Below are 17,426 nucleotides of genomic sequence, written 5' to 3'. Positions count from 1 at the left end.
AGCTGGGTCGCGCAGCAGGACTTCCTGCTACTTGAACACGCTCTCGCGCTGCATCAGCAGGCTGTAGAGCGTCTGCTGGATCGTCTCGCGGACCTGGTCGGTCACGTTGAAGACCAGCATCGGGTCCTCGGCCGCGCCGTCGTCGTACTCGTCGGTCCGGATCGGCTCGCCGAACTCCAGCAGCCACTTCGACGGGAGCGGCACGAGGCCGAGCGGGCCGAGGAGCGGGAAGAACGGCGTGATCGGGATGTACGGGACGCCGAGCAGGCGCGCCAGCGACGGGATGTTGCCGACGAGGGGGTAGATCTCCTCGGCCCCGACGACGGACAGCGGGATGATCGGGACGCCGGTGCGCAGCGCGGCGGACACGAAGCCGCCGCGGCCGAAGCGCTGCAGCTTGTAGCGCTCCGAGAACGGCTTGCCGATGCCCTTGAAGCCCTCGGGCCAGACACCGACGAGCTCCCCGCCGCGCAGCATCCGCTCGGCGTCCTCGTTGCACGCCAGCGTTGCGCCGCCCTTGCGGGCGAGCGAGCCGACGACGGGCAGGCGGAAGACCAGGTCGGCGCCGAGCGGGCGCAGGTGGCGCCCGGCGTGGTCGTGGATCGAGACCATCGTCATCAGGCCGTCGACCGGGATCGTGCCCGAGTGGTTGGACACGACCAGCGCCCCGCCCTCGGTGGGGATGTTCTCGACACCGCGCACCTCGATGCGGAACCACTTCTGCGCGATCGGGCGCAGCGCCGCCATGAAGAAGCGCTCGGTGACCTCGGCGTCGAAGCCGTACTCGTCGACGGTGTAGTCGCCGGTCAGGCGCCGGCGCAGGAAGGCCAGGAAGCGGGCGAGCTGCGGCTCCCACTGGTCGCCGAACAGCTCGCGCGCGGCGTGCTGGAAGGCGGCCAGCCAGTCGCCGACGGGGATGCCGGCCAGCGGGCTGAGGCCGCGCTCCTCGGTGCGGGCCGCTGGGACCGTCGACGGCGCGTCCTGGCCGAGGCCGTCGAGCAGGGAAGCGGTCGCGATGACCGGCTCCGGGGCGGGCGCCACCGGCTTCGGGGCGGCCTGCTTGCGCGGGGCCGGCTTCTTCGCGGCCGGTGCGGGGCGCGGCGCCGTCGGCTGCTTCGAGGCCTGCTCGGACGCCTGCTTCGCGGCCGGCGACGCGGGCTTCGCGGCGTCCGCGGTGGCGGGGGCGTCCGAGGCGGGCTTGCGCGGCGTACCGGACTTGGGCGCGAGGCCGCGGGCCGCCGACGACGGGCGGGTGCCGGTGCCGCGTCCGGGACGTCCGCGGGTACCGATCGGGATGATCTCGGCGTCAGCCATCCTTGCCTCCGGCAACGGTGAGCTGGGCGGGACGGTCGTCGTCGACCGGCGGGAGGTGGTCGGCCAGGGCGCCCAGCACACGGTCGGTGCGGCGGGAGCCCGGCGGGATCGTGGCGACGAACTCGGCGAACGCCGCCGCCGTCGAGTACGTCGGCTCGAAGCCGAGTTCGGTGCGCATCCGGGTCGTGTCGACGCCACGGCCGTAGGTCAGGAAGGCGACCAGCTCGGGCGAGAGGTCGGCCATCCGCGCCGACTTGAGGATCCCGCCCACGCCGCCGAAGGCGGGGCCCGGGAGGGGGACGCTGGTGCGACCCATCCGGCGCAGGGCCTGGGAGAGCATCAGGAGACCGTCGCCGGCGATGTTGAACGTGCCGGGGACGTTGCTCAGCACCGCGTGCCGCAGCACCCGGTTGAGGTCGGTCTCGTGCAGGAACTGCAGGCGCGGGTCGAAGCCGAGGACGGTGGGGATCACCGGCAGGCGGAAGTACGACGCCAGGGGGCTCACCACGCGGGGCCCGATCACGTTGGCGCAGCGCAGCAGGGTGACCGTGGCGTCGGGGCGACGTCGCGCGAAGCCGCGCACGTAGCGCTCGACCTCGTTGACGTCCTTGGCGTAGCCGCTGCGCGGGGGCCGGCGCGGCTCCATGTCCTCGGTGAACATCGCGGGGTCGCGGCTGCTCGCGCCGTAGGCGGTCGTCGAGGACTTCACCACGAGCTGGCGGACCTGCTCGGACTTCTGGCAGGCCGCGAGGAGCTGCATCGTCCCGATGACGTTGAGCTCCTTCATCGTGCCGCGCGCGCCGGCGGAGCCGGGCGTGGCGATGACGCTCATGTGGACGACCGTGTCGACGTCCTCCTTGGCGATCACCTTGGCGATCACCGGGTTGCGGATGTCGGCACGCACGAAGGTGACGTCGCCGAGGTCGCCTCGCGGCGGGACCACGTCGACACCGACGACGCGGTCGACCCCGGGGTCATTGGCGAGCGTGCGCGCGAAGGTCCGGCCGAGGTCTCGCGAGACCCCGGTGACCAGGACCGTGCGACCGGTGCCCATCCGCTGACTCCTCAGGGTGCGGCCGGTGCGCGAGGCGCGCACCGGCGACGGCAGGCTGGCGTTACTTGCCGAGCTTGCGACGCTGGACGCGCGTCTTCTTCAGCAGCTTGCGGTGCTTCTTCTTCGCCATGCGCTTGCGACGCTTCTTGATGACAGAACCCACGTGGAACCTCTCCAGAGCGTCGGACGAGGCTCGCCCGACGGTGCTACGACGCTCCGGGCACACCCCGGAGCTCCGGGTCAGCCTATCGGGCCCCCGCGGGGCGCGGTGAATCAGCGGCTGCGATGGGATGAAGATCGCATCACGGCGGTCGGTGCGGCCTGCTGCATGAATCCCCGGTCGACCGGGAACTCCAGCACTTGTCAGGTGTTGCAACGCCCGACAAGTGCATGAATCCCCGGTCGACCGGGGATTCATGCAGCTCCGCGAACCGCCGTCAGCCGGCGGAGTAGAACGACTTGCGGAGGTACTCGTTGACGTTGTCCTCGGTGACCCGGAACGAGCGGCCGACCCGCACCGCGGGGAGCTCTCCGTTGTGGACCAGGCGGTAGACCGTCATCTTGGAGACCCGCATCACCGAGGCGACCTCGGCGATGGTGAGGAACTTCGGGTCTGGGAGGGACTCGGTGCGCTCGCGCGACGTAGGAGCCATGACAACCACGCTTTCTGCGCGTCCGTCACCGCCTTCCCCAGCTGTGAACCCTGCGGACGCCTCTGCGTGAGAATAGGGCCGGATGTGACTCGTGGGGAAGAGTTTGACCTGTGAAACTTTTGGGGCGCGGCGTGTCGGCTTGACCCGGCCGGATCCGACCCTCGTGAACTACACGGTTGTCATCCCGTCGTGGTGCTGTCGGCGGTCGCTGGCAGACTGCTCGTCATGACGATCCAGGCCCTGCTGCTCGACCTGGACGACACGCTGGTGGACCACCGCGGCGCGGCCGACCGCGGCCTGCGGACGTGGCTGTCCGGGCTGGGCCTGGCCGACTCCCCCGCCGCCCTCGAGGAGCTCGTCGAGCGGTGGTTCGTGCTCGAGGCGCGCCACTACGAGCGCGCCCAGCGCCGCGAGCTGACCCACGCCGAGCAGCGCCGGGTGCGGATCCGGGAGTTCCTGCCCGGCTGGGACCTGGCCGACGACGCCCTGGCCGACGACGTCTTCGCCGGCTTCCTGGGCTGCTACCAGGCCGCGTGGCGGGCCTTCGCCGACGCCGCGGCCACGATCGAGCGCGCCCTGCGCGCCGGGCTCCCGGTCGGCATCCTCACCAACGGCGACCAGGCGATCCAGACCGAGAAGCTGCGCCGCACCGGACTCCTGCGCGCCGACGTCCCCGTCTTCGCCTCCTCGAGCCTGCCGGCGGCCAAGCCCGACCCGCGCTCCTACCTCACCGCGTGCGCGCGCCTCGGCGCCGACCCGGCACGCACCCTGATGGTCGGCGACTCGCTGCGCCACGACGTGCTCGGCGCGCGCGAGGCCGGCCTTCAGGCGCGGCTGCTCGACCGCCACGGACGGTACGACGCCCGCCGCACCCCGCCCGGCGTGGTGGCCGTGCGCGGCCTGGCCGAGCTGGCCTGGCAGGCGGCAGCGGCGAGCTGACGCCGCTCGCGAGGTCCTAGCTGCCGAGCTCGGCGGACCGGTCCCGGGCCGCCTCCAGGGCGGCCAGGAAGGCCGCCCGCACCCGGTGCACCTCGAGCTCGCGCAGCGCCGCGGCCGTCGTACCTCCGGGCGAGGTGACCTGCTCGCGCAGCACCGCGGGGTGCTCGTTGGTCTCGCGCAGCATCGCGGCCGAGCCGACGACGGTCTGCACGGCCAGCTCGTGGGCGATCGTGCGGGGCAGGCCGAGGTGGACGCCTGCCTCGATCATCGCCTCGACGACGAAGAAGATGTAGGCGGGGCCGGAGCCGCTGATCGCGGTGACCGCGTCCTGCTGCTTCTCGGGCACGCGCACCACGTGGCCGACCGAGGTGAGCAGGTCCTCGGCCTCGACGAGGTGCCCCTCGTCGCAGTGGGTGCCGGGCGAGATCGCCGCCATGCCCTCGTCGACGAGCGCCGGGGTGTTGGGCATGACGCGCACGACCGCGACGCCCGCGGGCACCCGGGACTCGATGAACGAGGTGGTGATGCCGGCGGCGAGCGAGACGAGCAGCTGGCCGGGGCGCAGCGCGGGGCCGATCTCGGCGAGCACGTCGGCCATGTCCTGCGGCTTGACGACCAGCAGCACGGTGTCGGCCTCGGCGGCGGCCGCGACGTCGGCGACCACCGGGACGCCGTACTTGGCGGCCAGCTCGGCGGCGCGCTCCTCGCGCTTCTCGACGACGACCAGGTCCTCGGCGCTGCGGCCGGCGCGGATGAGGCCGGAGAGCAGCGTCTCCCCCATCACACCGGCACCGATGACGGCGGTGCGCTTGCTCACTGCGGTGACTCGCTCACTTCTTGGAGACCAGGGACGTCAGGAAGAGTGACAGGTTCCGGGGACGCTCCGCCAGTCGCCGCACGAGGTAGCCGTACCACTGCGCGCCGTAGGGCAGGTAGACACGGACCCGCTCGCCGGCGGCGGCCAGCCGACGCTGCTCGGCCGGCCGCACGCCGTAGAGCATCTGGAACTCGTAGGTGCCGGGCGCGCGGCCGTAGCGGCTGGCGAGCGCGGCGGTGATCTCGATGAGCCGGGGGTCGTGGGTCGCGACCATCGGGTACCCGTCACCGGCGAAGAGCGCCTTGAGGCAACGGACGTAGGAGCGGTCCACGTCGCCGGGGTCGGTGAACGCGACCTCGGCGGGCTCGTCGTAGGCGCCCTTGCAGAGGCGGACCCGGCTGCCGTCGTACGCGAGGGAGCGGCAGTCGGCCTCGGTGCGGTGGAGGTAGGCCTGCAGCACGGCGCCCGTGCCGGGGAAGTCCTCGCGCAGCGCGCGCACGATCGCGAGCGTGGCGTCGGTCGTGGTGTGGTCCTCCATGTCGATGGTGACCGTGGTGCCCGCACCGGCGGCGGCACGACAGATCTTGCGGGCGTTCTCGAGCGCGATCCGCTCGCCGTCGGGCAGCCGCAGGCCGATCGCGGTGAGCTTGACCGAGACCTCGGCCCGCCCGCCGAGCCCGGCGTCGGCGATCTTGTCGAGCAGGATCCGGTAGGCCTGCACGGCCGCGGTCGCCTGCGCCTCGTCGAGCGTCTCCTCGCCGAGGTGGTCGATCGTCGTGTCGATCCCCTCGGCGGCCAGCGTCGCGACGACGTCGAGCGCCTCGCGCACCGTCTCGCCGGGCACGTAGCCGCGCACGATCGCCGACGAGATCGGCAGGGTCGAGACGAGTCCCTTCACCGCACCGCTGCGCGACAGCAGGAGGAGCGCCTCCCGGACCGGTCTCATGCCCCCGAATCTACGGCGAAGCCGGTCGGCGGGGCGGGTGGGTCCCTGACGAGGGAGTCCCTCGCGCGACGACTTCTGGTCTCCTTGGGTGGGCAGGTATCCTTCTCGGTGAGGGGAGTACCTCGAGACTCTTCCCCGGTCAGTACGGAGCCGCAACCGGTTCCCCGGGTGGAGGCCGTGCGGTCCACGTCGTGGTCCGAGCGGTGAGGGAGACCTCGTGCCTACAAGCACGAGGAGATTCCTGTGTCCATCACCCCCTTTGCCGCCACCGAGACGGTCGCGACCGGCCTCGACAGCATCGGTACGCCGACGCTCTGGGCGCTCACCATCGCCGCCGTCATCGGCCTCCTGGCCCTCGACTTCCTCGCGACCCGCAAGCCGCACGAGGTGTCGATGCGGGAGGCGGCGCTCTGGTCGCTGTTCTACATCTCGCTGCCGGTCGCGTTCGGCGTCTGGGTGCTCAAGGCCCACGGGAGCGAGATCGGGGTCGGCTACTACACCGGCTACATCGTCGAGAAGTCGCTGAGCGTCGACAACCTGTTCGTCTTCATGCTGCTGCTCTCCGCCTTCGCCGTCCCGAAGGCCCTGCAGCAGCGGGTGCTGCTGTTCGGCATCATCGGGGCGCTGGTGCTCCGCGGCATCTTCATCGCGCTCGGCGCGGCCGCGCTCTCGGCGTTCACCTTTGTCTTCCTCATCTTCGGCGTCATCCTGCTGGCCACGGGCGCGAAGCTGCTCAAGGACGCCCTCAGCGGTGAGGCCGAGGAGGAGCCGGACCCTAACGACATGCGCGTGGTGAAGGTCCTGCGCCGCTTCTGGCCGGTCACCGAGGACTACCGGGGCACGCGGATGACGGTGAAGCAGGCCGGACGTCGCGCCCTGACCCCGCTGGCCCTGGTGACCGTCGCGGTGTTCATGACCGACATCGTCTTCGCCGTCGACTCGGTGCCCGCCGTGTACGGCATCACCGCCGACCCGTACCTGGTCTTCGCGACCAACGCCTTCGCCCTGCTCGGCCTCCGGGCGCTCTACTTCGTGATCGAGGGCCTGCTCGCCAAGCTGGTCCACCTGTCCTACGGCCTGTCGGTCATCCTCGGCTTCATCGGCGTCAAGCTGGTCCTGCACTGGGCCCAGACCCAGTGGGACGGCGTCCCCGGGATCGGCAACCGCACCTCCCTCGCCGTCGTCGTGGGCGTCCTGGCCGTCACCACGGTCACCAGCCTGATCGCCGTACGACGCGAGGAGCGGGCGGCGGCGCAGGCCGGCGCGACGGACGGCGACGAGCTGCCCACGCACTGACGCACGGCGGCACCGGCGCCCGCAGGCCCACGGCCTGCGGGCGCCGCGCCGTCAGTCGGTACGACGCCGCAGGGTCGCCGCCCCGAGCGCGAGCGCGGCCACGGCGAAGCCGGCCACCACCGCGATGTCGCGCCACACCTGTCCCGTGGCGCTGGTGGTCGCGAGCTGCTCCATGGCGTCGACCGCCCAGGACAGCGGCATCACGTCGGAGACCACCTCGAGCACCCGTGGCAGGTCGTCGCGGGGCACGAGCAGTCCGCAGAGGAGGATCTGCGGCACCACGATCGCCGGCAGGAACTGCACGGCCTGGAACTCCGTGCGCGCGAAGGCCGACACGAAGAGGCCGAGGGCGGTGCCGAGCACCGCGTCCGCCACGCCGACCACCCCCAGCAGGACAGCGGGCCCGCGGACGTCGAGGTCGAGCAGCACCAGCGCCACCGATGCGGCGACGGCGGCCTGGACGGCGGCGACCGCGCCGAAGGCGAGGGCGTAGCCGGAGAGGAAGTCGAGGCGGCCCATCGGCATCGTGAACAGCCGCTCCAGCGTGCCGCTGGAGCGCTCGCGCAGCGTGGTGATGCTGGTGACGAGGAACATCACGAAGAACGGGAAGATCGCCAGCAGGGCCGGGCCGATCCGGTCGAAGACCAGCGGCGTCGACTCGAAGATCCACCACAGCAGCGCCTGCAGCAGGCAGGGCAGGACGAGCAGCATCGCCAGCGTGCGGTGGTCTCGACGCAGCTGGGTGAGCACGCGGGCGGCGACCGCGAGGGTGACCCGGGGCGTGACGGCGGTGGTCATGCGGCGGCACCTCCGGCCCGCTCCACCAGCGCGAGGAAGGCGCCCTCCACGTCGTCGGTGCCGGCCTGCGCCTTGATCGCCGCCGGGGTGTCCTGGGCGATGATCCGGCCCTCCCGCATCAGCAGCAGCTGGTCGCACCGCTCGGCCTCGTCCATCACGTGGCTCGAGACGAGGACGGCCGTGCCCGCGCCGGCGATCCGGTGGAAGAGCGCCCACAGGTCCCGCCGCAGCACCGGGTCGAGGCCGACCGTCGGCTCGTCGAGCACCAGCAGGTCGGGCCTGCCGAGCAGCGCGACGGCCAGCCCGACGCGGGAGCGCTGCCCGCCGCTGAGCCGGCCGACGACCTGGCCGTGGTGACCGGTCAGGTCGACCGCCGTCACGGCCTCCTCGACGGAGGCGGCCGGCCGCCCGAGCACCCGGGCGAAGAAGCGGAGGTTCTCCGAGACCGTCAGGTCGTCGTACACGCTGGAGGACTGGGTCTGGTAGCCGACCCGGTCGCGCAGGGGCGGGCTCCCGGCCGGCTCGCCGAGGACCGTGACCGTGCCACCGGCCACCCGCTGCACGCCGACGACGCTGCGCAGCAGCGTGGACTTGCCGCAGCCGGACGGGCCGAGCAGGCCGGTCACGCCGGGCCCGACCGCGAGGTCGAGGCCGTCGAGGACCGGGCGCCCGCCGCGCACGACGCGGAGTCCGTCGATCGCGACCACGGAATTCATCATGTGATGAATAATGCGCCTGTCGGCTGCTCAGGGCAAGGGGCCGGCGAGGAAGCCGTCGAGCACGGGCGCGTAGGTCGCGACGACCAGGTCGGCGTCCCAGTCGGCGAGCGGCGCGGCCCGGACGACGTAGCGGAGCAGGATCACCCCGATGACCTGGCTGGCGACCAGCGGCATCCGGCGCTCCGGCCGCTCCACCCCCAGGGCCTGCCCCAGCGGGAGGAGTACGACGGGCAGGAAGCCCTCGCGGAAGAGCGCGTCCCCGCCCGGCTCGACCAGCCGCCGCACCATCGCCAGCAGCGCCGGCTGCACCTGCGGGTCGTCCCACACGCCCAGCAGGGCCCGGAGCAGCCGCTCCCCCGCACCCTCGAGCGGGCCCACGACCTGCTGGGCCATCACCGCCCGCGGGTCGACGGGGAGCTCCAGCGCCGCGACGAACAGGTCGTCCTTGGAGCCGAAGTAGTGGTGGACCAGCGCTGGGTCGACGCCCGCGGCGCCGGCGATGGAGCGGATCGTCGTACCCCCGAAGCCGGAGGCGGCGAACCGCTCGCGCGCGGCGGCGAGGATCGCGGCGCGGGTGTCCGGGTTGCCGCGCCGGCGCCCTCGGGGCTGGGCGGTCATCCCTCGGCGCCCGGCCCGACCGGCTGGCCGTCGGCGGCGCCGACCGACAGGTGCTCGACCGCGAACTCCAGCGACTCGCGCAGGTCCGCCTCGCGCTCCTCGCGGGTCGTGCAGCGACGGGTGTTGATCTCCAGCACGACCTCGCCGGCGAAGCCGGAGCGCACCAGGTGGTGCAGGAACTCCGCGGCGCCGGTGTCGCCCCGGCCGGGCACCAGGTGCTCGTCCTTGGCCGAGTCCGTGCCGTCGGTGAGGTGGACGTGGCGCAGCCGCGGCCCCAGCCGCTCGGCCATCGCGACGACGTCGGCGCGCGCGATGGCGGCGTGCGAGAGGTCGATGGTCGTGTTCGCGTACGGCTCCTCGGAGGGGTCCCAGCCGGGGAGGTACATCTCGAGGTGACGACGCGAGGCCCGCCACGGGTACATGTTCTCCACCGCGAACGCGATGCCCGACGACTCCTCCAGCGCCGCGATCCCGTTGACGAAGTCGCGAGCGTACTCCCGCTGCCACCGGAACGGCGGGTGCACGACGACCACTCCGGCGCCCACGGCACGGGCCATCTCGGCGGACCGCTCGAGCTTGCCCCAGGGCTCGACGCCCCAGACCCGCTGGGTGAACAGCAGGCACGGCGCGTGGATCGCGCTGACCGGGACCTGGTGGTGCTCGGACAGCTGGCGCACCGCGTCGGCCTGCTGGGAGAGGGCGTCGATGCCGACCATCACCTCGACGGCCTCGTAGCCGATCGCGGCCGCCCAGGAGAACGCGTGCGCCGTCGACTCGGGGTAGACCGAGCTCGACGACAGCCCGATCCGCGGCCGGTTGCCCGAGCCGGCCCCCGCACTCATGACTCGTCGTTGACGCTGAGCTTGTCGATGCGCTCGAGGATCACGCCCTCGCGCAGCGCCCACGGGCAGATCTCGAGCTCGGACAGGTCGAAGATGTCCATGCAGGCCTCGGCGACGAGCGCGCCGGGGACGATCTGGTGGGTGCGGCTCGGCGAGACACCCGGCAGCTCCGCGAGCTCCTCCGGCGTCATCGCCACCAGCTTGGGGATCCACTGGCGCAGCTCGGCGAGCGGCAGCACCCGCGGGACCAGCTGGCCCTCGCCCGACGGCGCCGCACCACAGATGCGGGCGAGCGAGCGGAAGGTCTTGGAGGTGGCCGACGCACGGTGCGTCGTACCGGCGCGCAGGAGGTGGCCGGCATCGCGGGCGATGTCGGCGCGGATCCGGCGGCGGATCTGGCGCAGTCGCTCCTCGTCGGGCCGCTCCGCGAAGTCGGCCCGGGCCAGGCGGGCCGCACCCAGCGGCAGCGACCAGGCCACGTCGGGCCGCTCGTCCGAGCCGGCCGCGATCTCGAGCGAGCCGCCGCCGATGTCGAACACGGCGAGCCGACCGGCCGACCAGCCGAACCAGCGGCGTACGGCGAGGAAGGTCAGCCGCGCCTCGTCCTCACCGGGCAGCACCTCGATGCGGACGCCGGTCTCGCGCTCGACGTGGGCCAGCACCTCCTCGGAATTGCCGGCGTCGCGGACCGCCGAGGTCGCGAACGACAGCATCTCCTCGCAGCCCTTCTCCTCCGCGACGCGCAGCGCCTGCGCGGTGAAGGCGGACAGCGCCGCGATCCCCGTCGGCGAGACGTCGCCGCTGGCGTCGAGGTGCTCCGCGAGTCGCAGCGGCTCCTTGTAGGAGAAGGCCGGCAACGGGGCGGCGCCACCATGGGCGTCGACCACGAGCAGGTGACCGGTGTTGGAGCCGATGTCCAGGACGCCCAGACGCATGCGTCCACGGTACTAGCAGCCGCGCGCGCCCGGTGCACGCGACCGACTACGATCGTCAAGTGCCAGAGGTGTCGCTCGACTTCCCGCGTGCGTGGGTCGAATTCGTCAACCCCGCCGACGAGGACGAGGTCCTGAAGTGTGACCTCACCTGGCTGACGTCGTCCTTCACCTGCATCTTCGGCAGCGGCTGCGCCGGCATCTACGCCGACTCCCCCGACGTCGGCTGCTGCACCCTCGGCGCCCACTTCGCCGACAAGGAGGACGAGCGCCGCGTCGAGGCGTTCGTCGAGCAGCTCACGCCCGAGCACTGGCAGCACCACCCCGGCCGCAAGGTCAAGAAGCGCGACTGGGTGGAGAAGGACGAGGACGGCGAGCGGAAGACCCGCATGCACGAGGTCGACGGCCAGCGCTCCTGCGTGTTCGCCAACCGCGCCGACTTCGCTCCCCCGTCGGGAGGGGGAGGAGCAGGGTGCGCGCTGCACGGGCTCGCCCTCGACCAGGGGCGCAACCCGCTCGAGACCAAGCCCGACGTGTGCTGGCAGCTGCCCATCCGTCGTACCTTCCGCGAGGTCGAGCGGATGGACGGCACGTCGTACGTCGAGGTCACCATCACCGAGTACGACCGCCGCGGCTGGGGGCCGGGCGGCCACGACCTCGACTGGTACTGCTCCGGCAACACCGAGGCGCACGTCGGCGTCGAGCCGGTCTACGTCACCAACGAGGCCGAGCTGGTCGCCCTCATGGGCCGCAAGGGGTACGACGCCCTGGTGCTCCACTGCGAGGCGCACCTGCGCTCGCGGTCGGCGCTGGCGCTGCACCCCGCCGACCCGAGGTGACGACTACCTCTCGACGTCAAGAGGAACCCACCCCGATTCACCGCTTTCCTCAGCGCATGTTCAGAATGTCTGACATGCGCCTGGATCATCTCTCCTACGCGGCAGGACCCGACGGACTCGCGAGCACGGCTGCGCGCCTCGGCTCAGCCCTCGGGCGCGACTTCACCGACGGTGGTGTCCACCCCCGCTTCGGCACCCGCAACATGATCCTCCCGCTGACCGACGACACCTACATCGAGGTCGTCGAGGCACTCGACCACCCGGCGTCCGACAAGGCGCCCTTCGGCCAGGCCGTGAAGGCCCGCTCCGCCCTCGGCGGCGGCTGGCTCGGCTGGGCCGTCGCGGTCCCCGACATCTCGGTCATCGAGCAGCGCCTGGGCCGCTCGGCCGTCCCCGGCTCGCGCCACCGCCCGGACGGTGCCGAGCTGCGCTGGCAGCAGATCGGCATCAACGGCCTGATCGCCGACCCGCAGCTGCCCTTCTTCCTGCAGTGGGACACCCCCGCCGAGCTGCACCCCTCGCGTGGCGCCGACGGCACGGTGTCGCTGGCCGGCATCGAGATCGCCGGCGACCCGCAGCGGGTCAGCGAGTGGCTCGGCGAGACCGTCGAGGCGCCGCTGGAGGACGTCAAGGTCGAGTGGGTCGCCCCGCACGGCACGCCCGGCATCCTCGCCGCGCAGGTCCTCACGCCGAACGGCATCGTCAGGATCTGAGCTCGCCGCGGTGAAGCCGGTCGCGGGAGCGATCCCCAGCCCGAACATCTGGCACCACACGGCGACCTACGAGCTCGAGAACCGCGCGGCCGACCCCGACGGCCGGCTCTGGGCGGCCATGGAGGCGCGGGCCGACTGGACCGACCGGGTCGTGCTCGACCTCGGCTGCGGCACCGGCTTCCACCTGCCGCGCTTCGCGGAGCGGGCGTCGAGGGTGATCGGCGTCGAGCCGCACCCCGGCCTGTGCCGGCTGGCCGAGCGGCGGCTCCGCACCCACGGGGTGAGCGGCGCCGAGGTGCGATCGGGCACCGCACAGGAGATCCCGCTGCCGGACTCCTCGGTCGACGTCGTGCACGCGCGGTGGGCGTACTTCTTCGGCCGCGGCTGCGAGCCCGGCCTGGTCGAGCTCGACCGGGTGCTCCGTCCCGGCGGGACCGCGCTGGTCATCGACAACGACGGGTCCCGGTCGACCTTCGGCGCGTGGTTCCGGCGCGGCTACCCGCACCTCGACTCCCCCACCGAGACCGAGCGGTTCTGGAGCATCCGCGGCTGGACCCTCGACCGGGTCGACATGGGCTGGCGCTTCGCGTCGCGCGCCGACCTGGAGGCGGTCGTGCGGATCGAGTTCAAGCCCGAGGTCGCCGACGAGATCGTCCGGCACCACGAGGGCCTCGAGGTCGACTACGCGGTCAACCTCTGGAGCAGGACGCACTGAGGCGGCCGGCCCGGAGATCCGGACCGGCCGCCCCAGCCGAGGTCACTGCACCGCGTCCAGCGCGTCGACGACACCGTCGCCGTAGTAGCTGTTCTCCGCGTCGGTGCCCACGCACGGCGCACCCGCGGTGGCCACCACGCACGCGTGGTCGTCGGCCTGCGCCCGCAGCTTCGCGACCATCTGCGCGGGGGTCCAGTCCGGGTGGACCGACTTCATCAGCGCGAGGACGCCGGCGACGTGCGGGGACGCCATCGACGTACCGGACTTGAGGCCGTAGCCGTTGTCCTTGACCACGGTGGACAGGATCCGCGAGCCGGGAGCCGCGACGTCGATGACGCCGAGGCCGCGGTTGCTGAAGCCCGAGAGGCGGTTCTCCAGCGTGCCGGCCGGGAAGCGCTCCAGCGACGACACGGTCACCACGCCGTCGAGCTCGGTCGGGATGTCCTGGCACGCGTTGTTGATCGTGCGCTCGACGGTCGTGCCGTCGTCGGGGCTGGTGGCGTCGGTCGTCTTGTTCGCCAGGTCGTACGACGAGTTGCCGGCCGCCGCCGCGTGCACGACGCCCTGGTCCGTGGACCACTCGACGGCCCGGCGCACGGCCTCCTTGGCGGCGTACTGGTCGGGCTGGTCCTCGCAGTAGAACTGGAACGGGTCGACGTAGTAGCTGTTGTTGGTGACGTCCATGCCGTGCTGGCCGGCCCAGACGAAGCCGCAGACGGCGTACTCGGGGTAGATGAAGCCGTCGTCGTTGACGACCTTCACCGAGGCCATCCGCACGCCCGGCGCGACGCCGACGATGCCGGTGCCGTTGCGGGCGGCGCCGATGGTGCCCGCGACGTGCGTGCCATGGTCGCTCGTGGTCGGCGCCCAGCCGGTCGGCGAGGTGTCCGGGCGGCCGGCGTCGGTGCAGTTGACGGAGTCCTCGACGTCGATGTTGGCGACGAGGTCGGGGTGGTCGGGGTCGATGCCGCTGTCCAGCACGCCGACGACCACGTCGCGCGAGCCGTCGGTGATCTCGTGGGCCCGGTCGGCCTTGATCATCGCGAGGTCCCACTGCTCCGACTCGCGCGGGTCGGGCGTGGTCGCGAGCGTCGCCTCGGCACCGGTCGAGTCCTCGCTGCGGTCGACGGCGGCACCCTTGCGGACCTGGCCCTTGCCGGGACCCCAGGGCGCGGGCAGGCCGTCGGGCGTCCCCTCGGTGACCGGGACGGAGCGGGTGGCGCCGACCGACTCCAGCGCGTGGCCGGCGAGACGTCGTACGTCGTCACGGAAGGCCGCGCGGTCGCTGTGGGCGACCACGACGCCGATCTGCGGCCAGGTCTGGACGACCACGCCGCCCGCCGCACGGACCGCCCGCTCGACGAGCCGGGTCTGGCCCGGGTTGGCCTTGGCCGCATTGAGCAGGTAGGCGGAGACGACGCCGTCGGGCGTGCTGAGCGGCACCGGCGTGGACACCGGGTCGGCCGGGGCGGCGGTGGCTCCGCCTCCGGCCACCGCCAGGCCGGCCACGGTCAGGCCGGTCGCGACGGAGAGGGCAGCGGCTCGGAGCCGCCGGGAACTGCGCAAGGACATGGGTGATTCCTCCCGGGATGTGGCGCAGGTCTTCCTGCGGCCGTCATCCTCACACGGAGGTCTGCCGGATGGCGAGGGTCGGCGCGAGAAGAATTCCGTGCGTCGTCCGCTCGGTCGGCGCCAGGAGGTCGGCCAGGGCGCCGATCAGCTCGACGGCCACCTCCTCCAGCGGCTGCCGGACGGAGGTCAGGCCCATCACCTGCGCGACCTGCGAGTCGTCGAAGCCGACGACCGGGAGACCCGGTCCGGCGTGGAGCCCGCGCTCGCGCAGGGTGTGCAGGACGCCGACCGCGAGGGTGTCGGACGCGCAGACGAACCCGGTGGGGGCGGTGGTGTCCAGGAGGCGCGCCGCGGCCTGCCGGCCGGCGTCGACGGTGTCGGCGACCGCGGCCTCCAGGCCGGCCGTCGACAGGCCCGCCGCCACCATCGCCCGGTGCCAGCCGGCGCGGCGGTCCTCGCCGATCCGCGAGCCCGGCTCCCAGCCCAGCCAGGCGATCCGCTCGTGGCCGAGGTCGCGGACGTGCTCGGTCGCCGCCGCGACACCGGCCGCCCCGTCGACGTCGACCCACGGGTGGCTCGCGACCGGGTCGTCCCACGGACGGCCGAAGGCCACGAACGGCGCCCGGCGGCGGGTCAGCTCGACCGCGACCGGGTTGCCGAGGTAGGTGTCGGTGACCACGAACGCGTCGACGGCGGTGGAGCGGAACAGGTCGTCGTACCCGCCGAGCGGGTCGGGGAGCTCGCCCTCCTCGACCGGGCCGCCCGAGAAGAGCAGCACGTGGTAGCCCACCTCGCGGGCCGCCTCGACCAGCGCCCGCACGAAGCGGTCCATCGCCATGTTGGCGGTGAACTCCTGCGCAGGCGTGAGCCGCAGGCCGACGAGCCGCGACGAGCGGGTGCGCAGGTGCCGGGCCGCCTGGTTCGGCGTGTAGCCGAGGCCGTCGATCGCCTGCTGGACCCGCGCGAGGGTGTCCGGGCGCAGCAGGTCCGGGTTGTTGATCGCGTTGGAGACCGTCTGGCGGGAGACACCGGCGCGCTCGGCGACGTCGGCCAGCGTGGCCGGCGGGCGGGGGTTCTCCACAGCGAAGATCCTGCCACGCCGGGTCCGGTCGTGGATTTGTCGGACGGGTGCCCTACCTTCGGAGCATGGCTGCTTCGAAAACACGTTCGAACTACCGCTGCGGCGAGTGCGGCTGGACCACCGCCAAGTGGGTGGGCCGGTGCGGCGAGTGCCAGGCGTGGGGTTCGGTCGAGGAGGTCGCCGCCGCGGGCGGCGCGACGACGAGCCGTACGACGGCCGCGCCCGTGACGCGCAAGGCGGTCCCGATCGGCCAGGTCCCGGCCGACCACGCCATCCACGTGGCCTCCGGCGTCCCCGAGCTCGACCGGGTCCTCGGCGGCGGCCTGGTCCCCGGCGCGGCGGTGCTCCTCGCCGGGGAGCCCGGTGTCGGCAAGTCGACATTGCTCCTCGAGGTCGCGGCCCGCACGGCGCAGCGCTCGCAGCGCACGCTCTACGTCACCGGCGAGGAGTCGGCGGCCCAGGTCCGGCTGCGGGCCGACCGGACGGACGCCGTCCACGACGAGCTCTACCTGGCGGCCGAGACCGACCTCGGCGCCGTGCTCACGCACATCGAGCAGGTCCGCCCTCGCATGGTGGTCGTCGACTCGGTGCAGACCATCGGCGCGGCCGAGGTCGACGGGGTGCCCGGCGGCGTCACCCAGGTCAAGGAGGTCGCCCAGGCGCTGGTGCGGATGGCCAAGAGCCGCGACATCACCGTGGTGATGATCGGCCACGTGACCAAGGACGGCGGGATCGCCGGGCCGCGGGTGCTCGAGCACCTCGTCGACGTCGTGCTGCACTTCGAGGGCTCGCGCGACTCCCGCTTCCGGATGGTCCGCGCGGTCAAGAACCGCTTCGGCCCGGTCGACGAGGTCGGCTGCTTCGACCTCGGCCCCGACGGCATCCGCGCCGTCGACGACCCGACCGGCCTCTTCACCGAGCGCCACCACGGCCGCGTCCCCGGGACGTGCATCGCGGTCACCATGGAGGGCCGCCGCCCGCTCCTGGCCGAGGTGCAGTCACTGGTCACCCTCTCGCCGGCCGAGCGCCCCCGTCGTACGACGTCCGGGCTGGACTCCTCACGGCTCGCGATGATCCTCGCCGTGCTCCAGCAGCACTGCGGCATCAAGCTCCACCAGCACGACGTGTTCGCCTCCACGGTCGGCGGCGCCCGGCTCACCGACCCCGGCAGCGACCTTGCGCTCGCCGTCGCGCTGGCCTCGTCGACCTTCGTCAGCGCCCCACCGGCCGGCGTGGTCGCGATGGGCGAGATCGGCCTGTCGGGCGAGTTGCGCCGGGTGCGCGACCTGCCCCAGCGCCTCGCGGAGGCCGCCCGGCTGGGCTTCGAGATGGCCGTGGTGCCGGCCGATCCCGGCCAGGCGCAGGGCCAGCGGGGTCCGGCCCGTGACCGCGACATCGACGGGATGCGCGTGATCGAGGCCCCCGACGTGCTGTCGGCCCTGCGCCTGCTCAACCTCGACCGGCGCACCAAGCACGCCCTGGAGGTGGTCGAGGGCGCCGACTAGGACGGATCACCCGGGTTCTTGCACCGATATTCAGGCATGGCGCGCCGCCTGCGCGGATAAGGTACGAGCGTCC

General features: G+C 72.8%; 19 protein-coding genes. 6 read left to right on the top strand and 13 right to left on the bottom strand.

Going from position 1 to position 17,426, the window contains the following annotated elements; all coding sequences use genetic code 11:
- Positions 1–27 precede the first annotated feature (27 nt).
- The 4 genes from BJ993_RS13030 to BJ993_RS13015 form a co-directional block, all read right to left on the bottom strand.
- Complete coding sequence (locus BJ993_RS13030; RefSeq protein WP_179649116.1) at positions 28–1,314, bottom strand: lysophospholipid acyltransferase family protein; 1,287 nt, start codon at positions 1,312–1,314, stop codon at positions 28–30.
- Positions 1,307–2,368 carry an NAD-dependent epimerase/dehydratase family protein gene (locus BJ993_RS13025; RefSeq protein WP_051932846.1) on the bottom strand — a complete coding sequence of 354 codons (1,062 nt, stop codon included), beginning with the start codon at positions 2,366–2,368 and terminating at the stop codon, positions 1,307–1,309. The genes BJ993_RS13030 and BJ993_RS13025 overlap by 8 nt, the downstream gene beginning before the upstream one ends.
- Before the next feature lie 61 nt (positions 2,369–2,429).
- Positions 2,430–2,531, bottom strand: a complete 102-nt coding sequence (locus BJ993_RS13020) for a 30S ribosomal protein bS22 (protein WP_008356322.1) — start codon at positions 2,529–2,531, stop codon at positions 2,430–2,432.
- 274 nt (positions 2,532–2,805) lie between these two features.
- A complete protein-coding gene (locus tag BJ993_RS13015) occupies positions 2,806–3,021 on the bottom strand; it encodes a helix-turn-helix domain-containing protein (protein ID WP_036550118.1) in 216 nt (71 codons plus the stop codon).
- A 225-nt stretch (positions 3,022–3,246) separates the two neighbouring features.
- Between BJ993_RS13015 and BJ993_RS13010 the strand changes: the two genes are divergently transcribed.
- Complete coding sequence (locus BJ993_RS13010; protein WP_036550624.1) at positions 3,247–3,960, top strand: HAD family hydrolase; 714 nt, start codon at positions 3,247–3,249, stop codon at positions 3,958–3,960.
- A 16-nt stretch (positions 3,961–3,976) separates the two neighbouring features.
- Here the strand turns inward: BJ993_RS13010 and proC are convergent, their stop codons facing one another.
- Both proC and BJ993_RS13000 read right to left on the bottom strand, forming a co-directional pair.
- A complete protein-coding gene (proC, locus tag BJ993_RS13005) occupies positions 3,977–4,777 on the bottom strand; it encodes a pyrroline-5-carboxylate reductase (RefSeq protein ID WP_207008504.1) in 801 nt (266 codons plus the stop codon).
- A 13-nt stretch (positions 4,778–4,790) separates the two neighbouring features.
- Positions 4,791–5,723 carry a proline dehydrogenase family protein gene (locus tag BJ993_RS13000; protein ID WP_179649114.1) on the bottom strand — a complete coding sequence of 311 codons (933 nt, stop codon included), beginning with the start codon at positions 5,721–5,723 and terminating at the stop codon, positions 4,791–4,793.
- 243 nt (positions 5,724–5,966) lie between these two features.
- Between BJ993_RS13000 and BJ993_RS12995 the strand changes: the two genes are divergently transcribed.
- A complete protein-coding gene (locus BJ993_RS12995; protein ID WP_179649112.1) occupies positions 5,967–7,019 on the top strand; it encodes a TerC/Alx family metal homeostasis membrane protein in 1,053 nt (350 codons plus the stop codon).
- Positions 7,020–7,070: 51 nt separating this feature from the next.
- Here BJ993_RS12995 and BJ993_RS12990 read toward each other — a convergent pair whose 3' ends face one another.
- The 5 genes from BJ993_RS12990 to BJ993_RS12970 are packed head-to-tail and all read right to left on the bottom strand — an operon-like array spanning position 7,071 to position 10,931.
- The gene (locus tag BJ993_RS12990; protein ID WP_179649110.1) at positions 7,071–7,817 is read right to left on the bottom strand and encodes an ABC transporter permease; all 747 of its coding nucleotides are present in this window, start codon (positions 7,815–7,817) and stop codon (positions 7,071–7,073) included.
- Entirely contained in the window at positions 7,814–8,536 is a 723-nt protein-coding gene (locus tag BJ993_RS12985; protein ID WP_179649108.1) for an ABC transporter ATP-binding protein, read from the bottom strand. The genes BJ993_RS12990 and BJ993_RS12985 overlap by 4 nt, the downstream gene beginning before the upstream one ends.
- Before the next feature lie 27 nt (positions 8,537–8,563).
- Positions 8,564–9,154, bottom strand: coding sequence for a TetR/AcrR family transcriptional regulator (locus BJ993_RS12980; protein WP_179649106.1), 591 nt, complete (start codon positions 9,152–9,154; stop codon positions 8,564–8,566).
- Positions 9,151–9,996 (bottom strand): sugar phosphate isomerase/epimerase family protein, encoded by an 846-nt coding sequence (locus BJ993_RS12975; RefSeq protein WP_036550108.1) that lies wholly within the window; start codon positions 9,994–9,996, stop codon positions 9,151–9,153. The genes BJ993_RS12980 and BJ993_RS12975 overlap by 4 nt, the downstream gene beginning before the upstream one ends.
- The gene (locus tag BJ993_RS12970; RefSeq protein WP_036550106.1) at positions 9,993–10,931 is read right to left on the bottom strand and encodes a Ppx/GppA family phosphatase; all 939 of its coding nucleotides are present in this window, start codon (positions 10,929–10,931) and stop codon (positions 9,993–9,995) included. The genes BJ993_RS12975 and BJ993_RS12970 overlap by 4 nt, the downstream gene beginning before the upstream one ends.
- Before the next feature lie 59 nt (positions 10,932–10,990).
- Between BJ993_RS12970 and BJ993_RS12965 the strand changes: the two genes are divergently transcribed.
- From BJ993_RS12965 to BJ993_RS12955, 3 genes are all read left to right on the top strand, one after another.
- Complete coding sequence (locus tag BJ993_RS12965; RefSeq protein ID WP_179649104.1) at positions 10,991–11,767, top strand: DUF3109 family protein; 777 nt, start codon at positions 10,991–10,993, stop codon at positions 11,765–11,767.
- A 74-nt stretch (positions 11,768–11,841) separates the two neighbouring features.
- Complete coding sequence (locus BJ993_RS12960) at positions 11,842–12,480, top strand: VOC family protein (RefSeq protein ID WP_036550101.1); 639 nt, start codon at positions 11,842–11,844, stop codon at positions 12,478–12,480.
- Between the two features lie 10 nt (positions 12,481–12,490).
- Complete coding sequence (locus tag BJ993_RS12955; RefSeq protein ID WP_179649102.1) at positions 12,491–13,195, top strand: class I SAM-dependent methyltransferase; 705 nt, start codon at positions 12,491–12,493, stop codon at positions 13,193–13,195.
- Positions 13,196–13,237: 42 nt separating this feature from the next.
- Here BJ993_RS12955 and BJ993_RS12950 read toward each other — a convergent pair whose 3' ends face one another.
- Both BJ993_RS12950 and BJ993_RS12945 read right to left on the bottom strand, forming a co-directional pair.
- Positions 13,238–14,767, bottom strand: a complete 1,530-nt coding sequence (locus BJ993_RS12950; protein ID WP_179649100.1) for a S8 family peptidase — start codon at positions 14,765–14,767, stop codon at positions 13,238–13,240.
- A gap of 49 nt (positions 14,768–14,816) precedes the next feature.
- Positions 14,817–15,848 carry a LacI family DNA-binding transcriptional regulator gene (locus BJ993_RS12945; RefSeq protein ID WP_036550095.1) on the bottom strand — a complete coding sequence of 344 codons (1,032 nt, stop codon included), beginning with the start codon at positions 15,846–15,848 and terminating at the stop codon, positions 14,817–14,819.
- 65 nt (positions 15,849–15,913) lie between these two features.
- On the opposite strand from BJ993_RS12945, the gene radA reads away from it, so the two are divergent.
- Entirely contained in the window at positions 15,914–17,353 is a 1,440-nt protein-coding gene (radA, locus tag BJ993_RS12940; protein WP_179649098.1) for a DNA repair protein RadA, read from the top strand.
- Positions 17,354–17,426: the final 73 nt, after the last annotated feature.

This window comes from Nocardioides aromaticivorans (assembly GCF_013408525.1).
Taxonomy (GTDB): domain Bacteria; phylum Actinomycetota; class Actinomycetes; order Propionibacteriales; family Nocardioidaceae; genus Nocardioides; species Nocardioides aromaticivorans.
The sequence above is the reverse complement of the archived record's forward strand: the minus strand, read 5'-3'. Positions and strand labels throughout refer to the sequence as shown.

What these genes read in the sequence shown, in the direction of transcription:
- BJ993_RS12960 (WP_036550101.1), top strand. Translation starts at nt 11,842, where the DNA reads ATGCGCCTGGATCATCTCTCCTACGCGGCAGGACCCGACGGACTCGCG.
- radA (WP_179649098.1), top strand. Translation starts at nt 15,914, where the DNA reads ATGGCTGCTTCGAAAACACGTTCGAACTACCGCTGCGGCGAGTGCGGC.
- BJ993_RS13025 (WP_051932846.1), bottom strand. Translation starts at nt 2,368, where the DNA reads ATGGGCACCGGTCGCACGGTCCTGGTCACCGGGGTCTCGCGAGACCTC.
- BJ993_RS13000 (WP_179649114.1), bottom strand. Translation starts at nt 5,723, where the DNA reads ATGAGACCGGTCCGGGAGGCGCTCCTCCTGCTGTCGCGCAGCGGTGCG.
- BJ993_RS13015 (WP_036550118.1), bottom strand. Translation starts at nt 3,021, where the DNA reads ATGGCTCCTACGTCGCGCGAGCGCACCGAGTCCCTCCCAGACCCGAAG.
- BJ993_RS12970 (WP_036550106.1), bottom strand. Translation starts at nt 10,931, where the DNA reads ATGCGTCTGGGCGTCCTGGACATCGGCTCCAACACCGGTCACCTGCTC.
- BJ993_RS13010 (WP_036550624.1), top strand. Translation starts at nt 3,247, where the DNA reads ATGACGATCCAGGCCCTGCTGCTCGACCTGGACGACACGCTGGTGGAC.
- BJ993_RS12980 (WP_179649106.1), bottom strand. Translation starts at nt 9,154, where the DNA reads ATGACCGCCCAGCCCCGAGGGCGCCGGCGCGGCAACCCGGACACCCGC.
- BJ993_RS13030 (WP_179649116.1), bottom strand. Translation starts at nt 1,314, where the DNA reads ATGGCTGACGCCGAGATCATCCCGATCGGTACCCGCGGACGTCCCGGA.
- BJ993_RS12975 (WP_036550108.1), bottom strand. Translation starts at nt 9,996, where the DNA reads ATGAGTGCGGGGGCCGGCTCGGGCAACCGGCCGCGGATCGGGCTGTCG.
- BJ993_RS12990 (WP_179649110.1), bottom strand. Translation starts at nt 7,817, where the DNA reads ATGACCACCGCCGTCACGCCCCGGGTCACCCTCGCGGTCGCCGCCCGC.
- BJ993_RS12950 (WP_179649100.1), bottom strand. Translation starts at nt 14,767, where the DNA reads ATGTCCTTGCGCAGTTCCCGGCGGCTCCGAGCCGCTGCCCTCTCCGTC.
- BJ993_RS12985 (WP_179649108.1), bottom strand. Translation starts at nt 8,536, where the DNA reads ATGATGAATTCCGTGGTCGCGATCGACGGACTCCGCGTCGTGCGCGGC.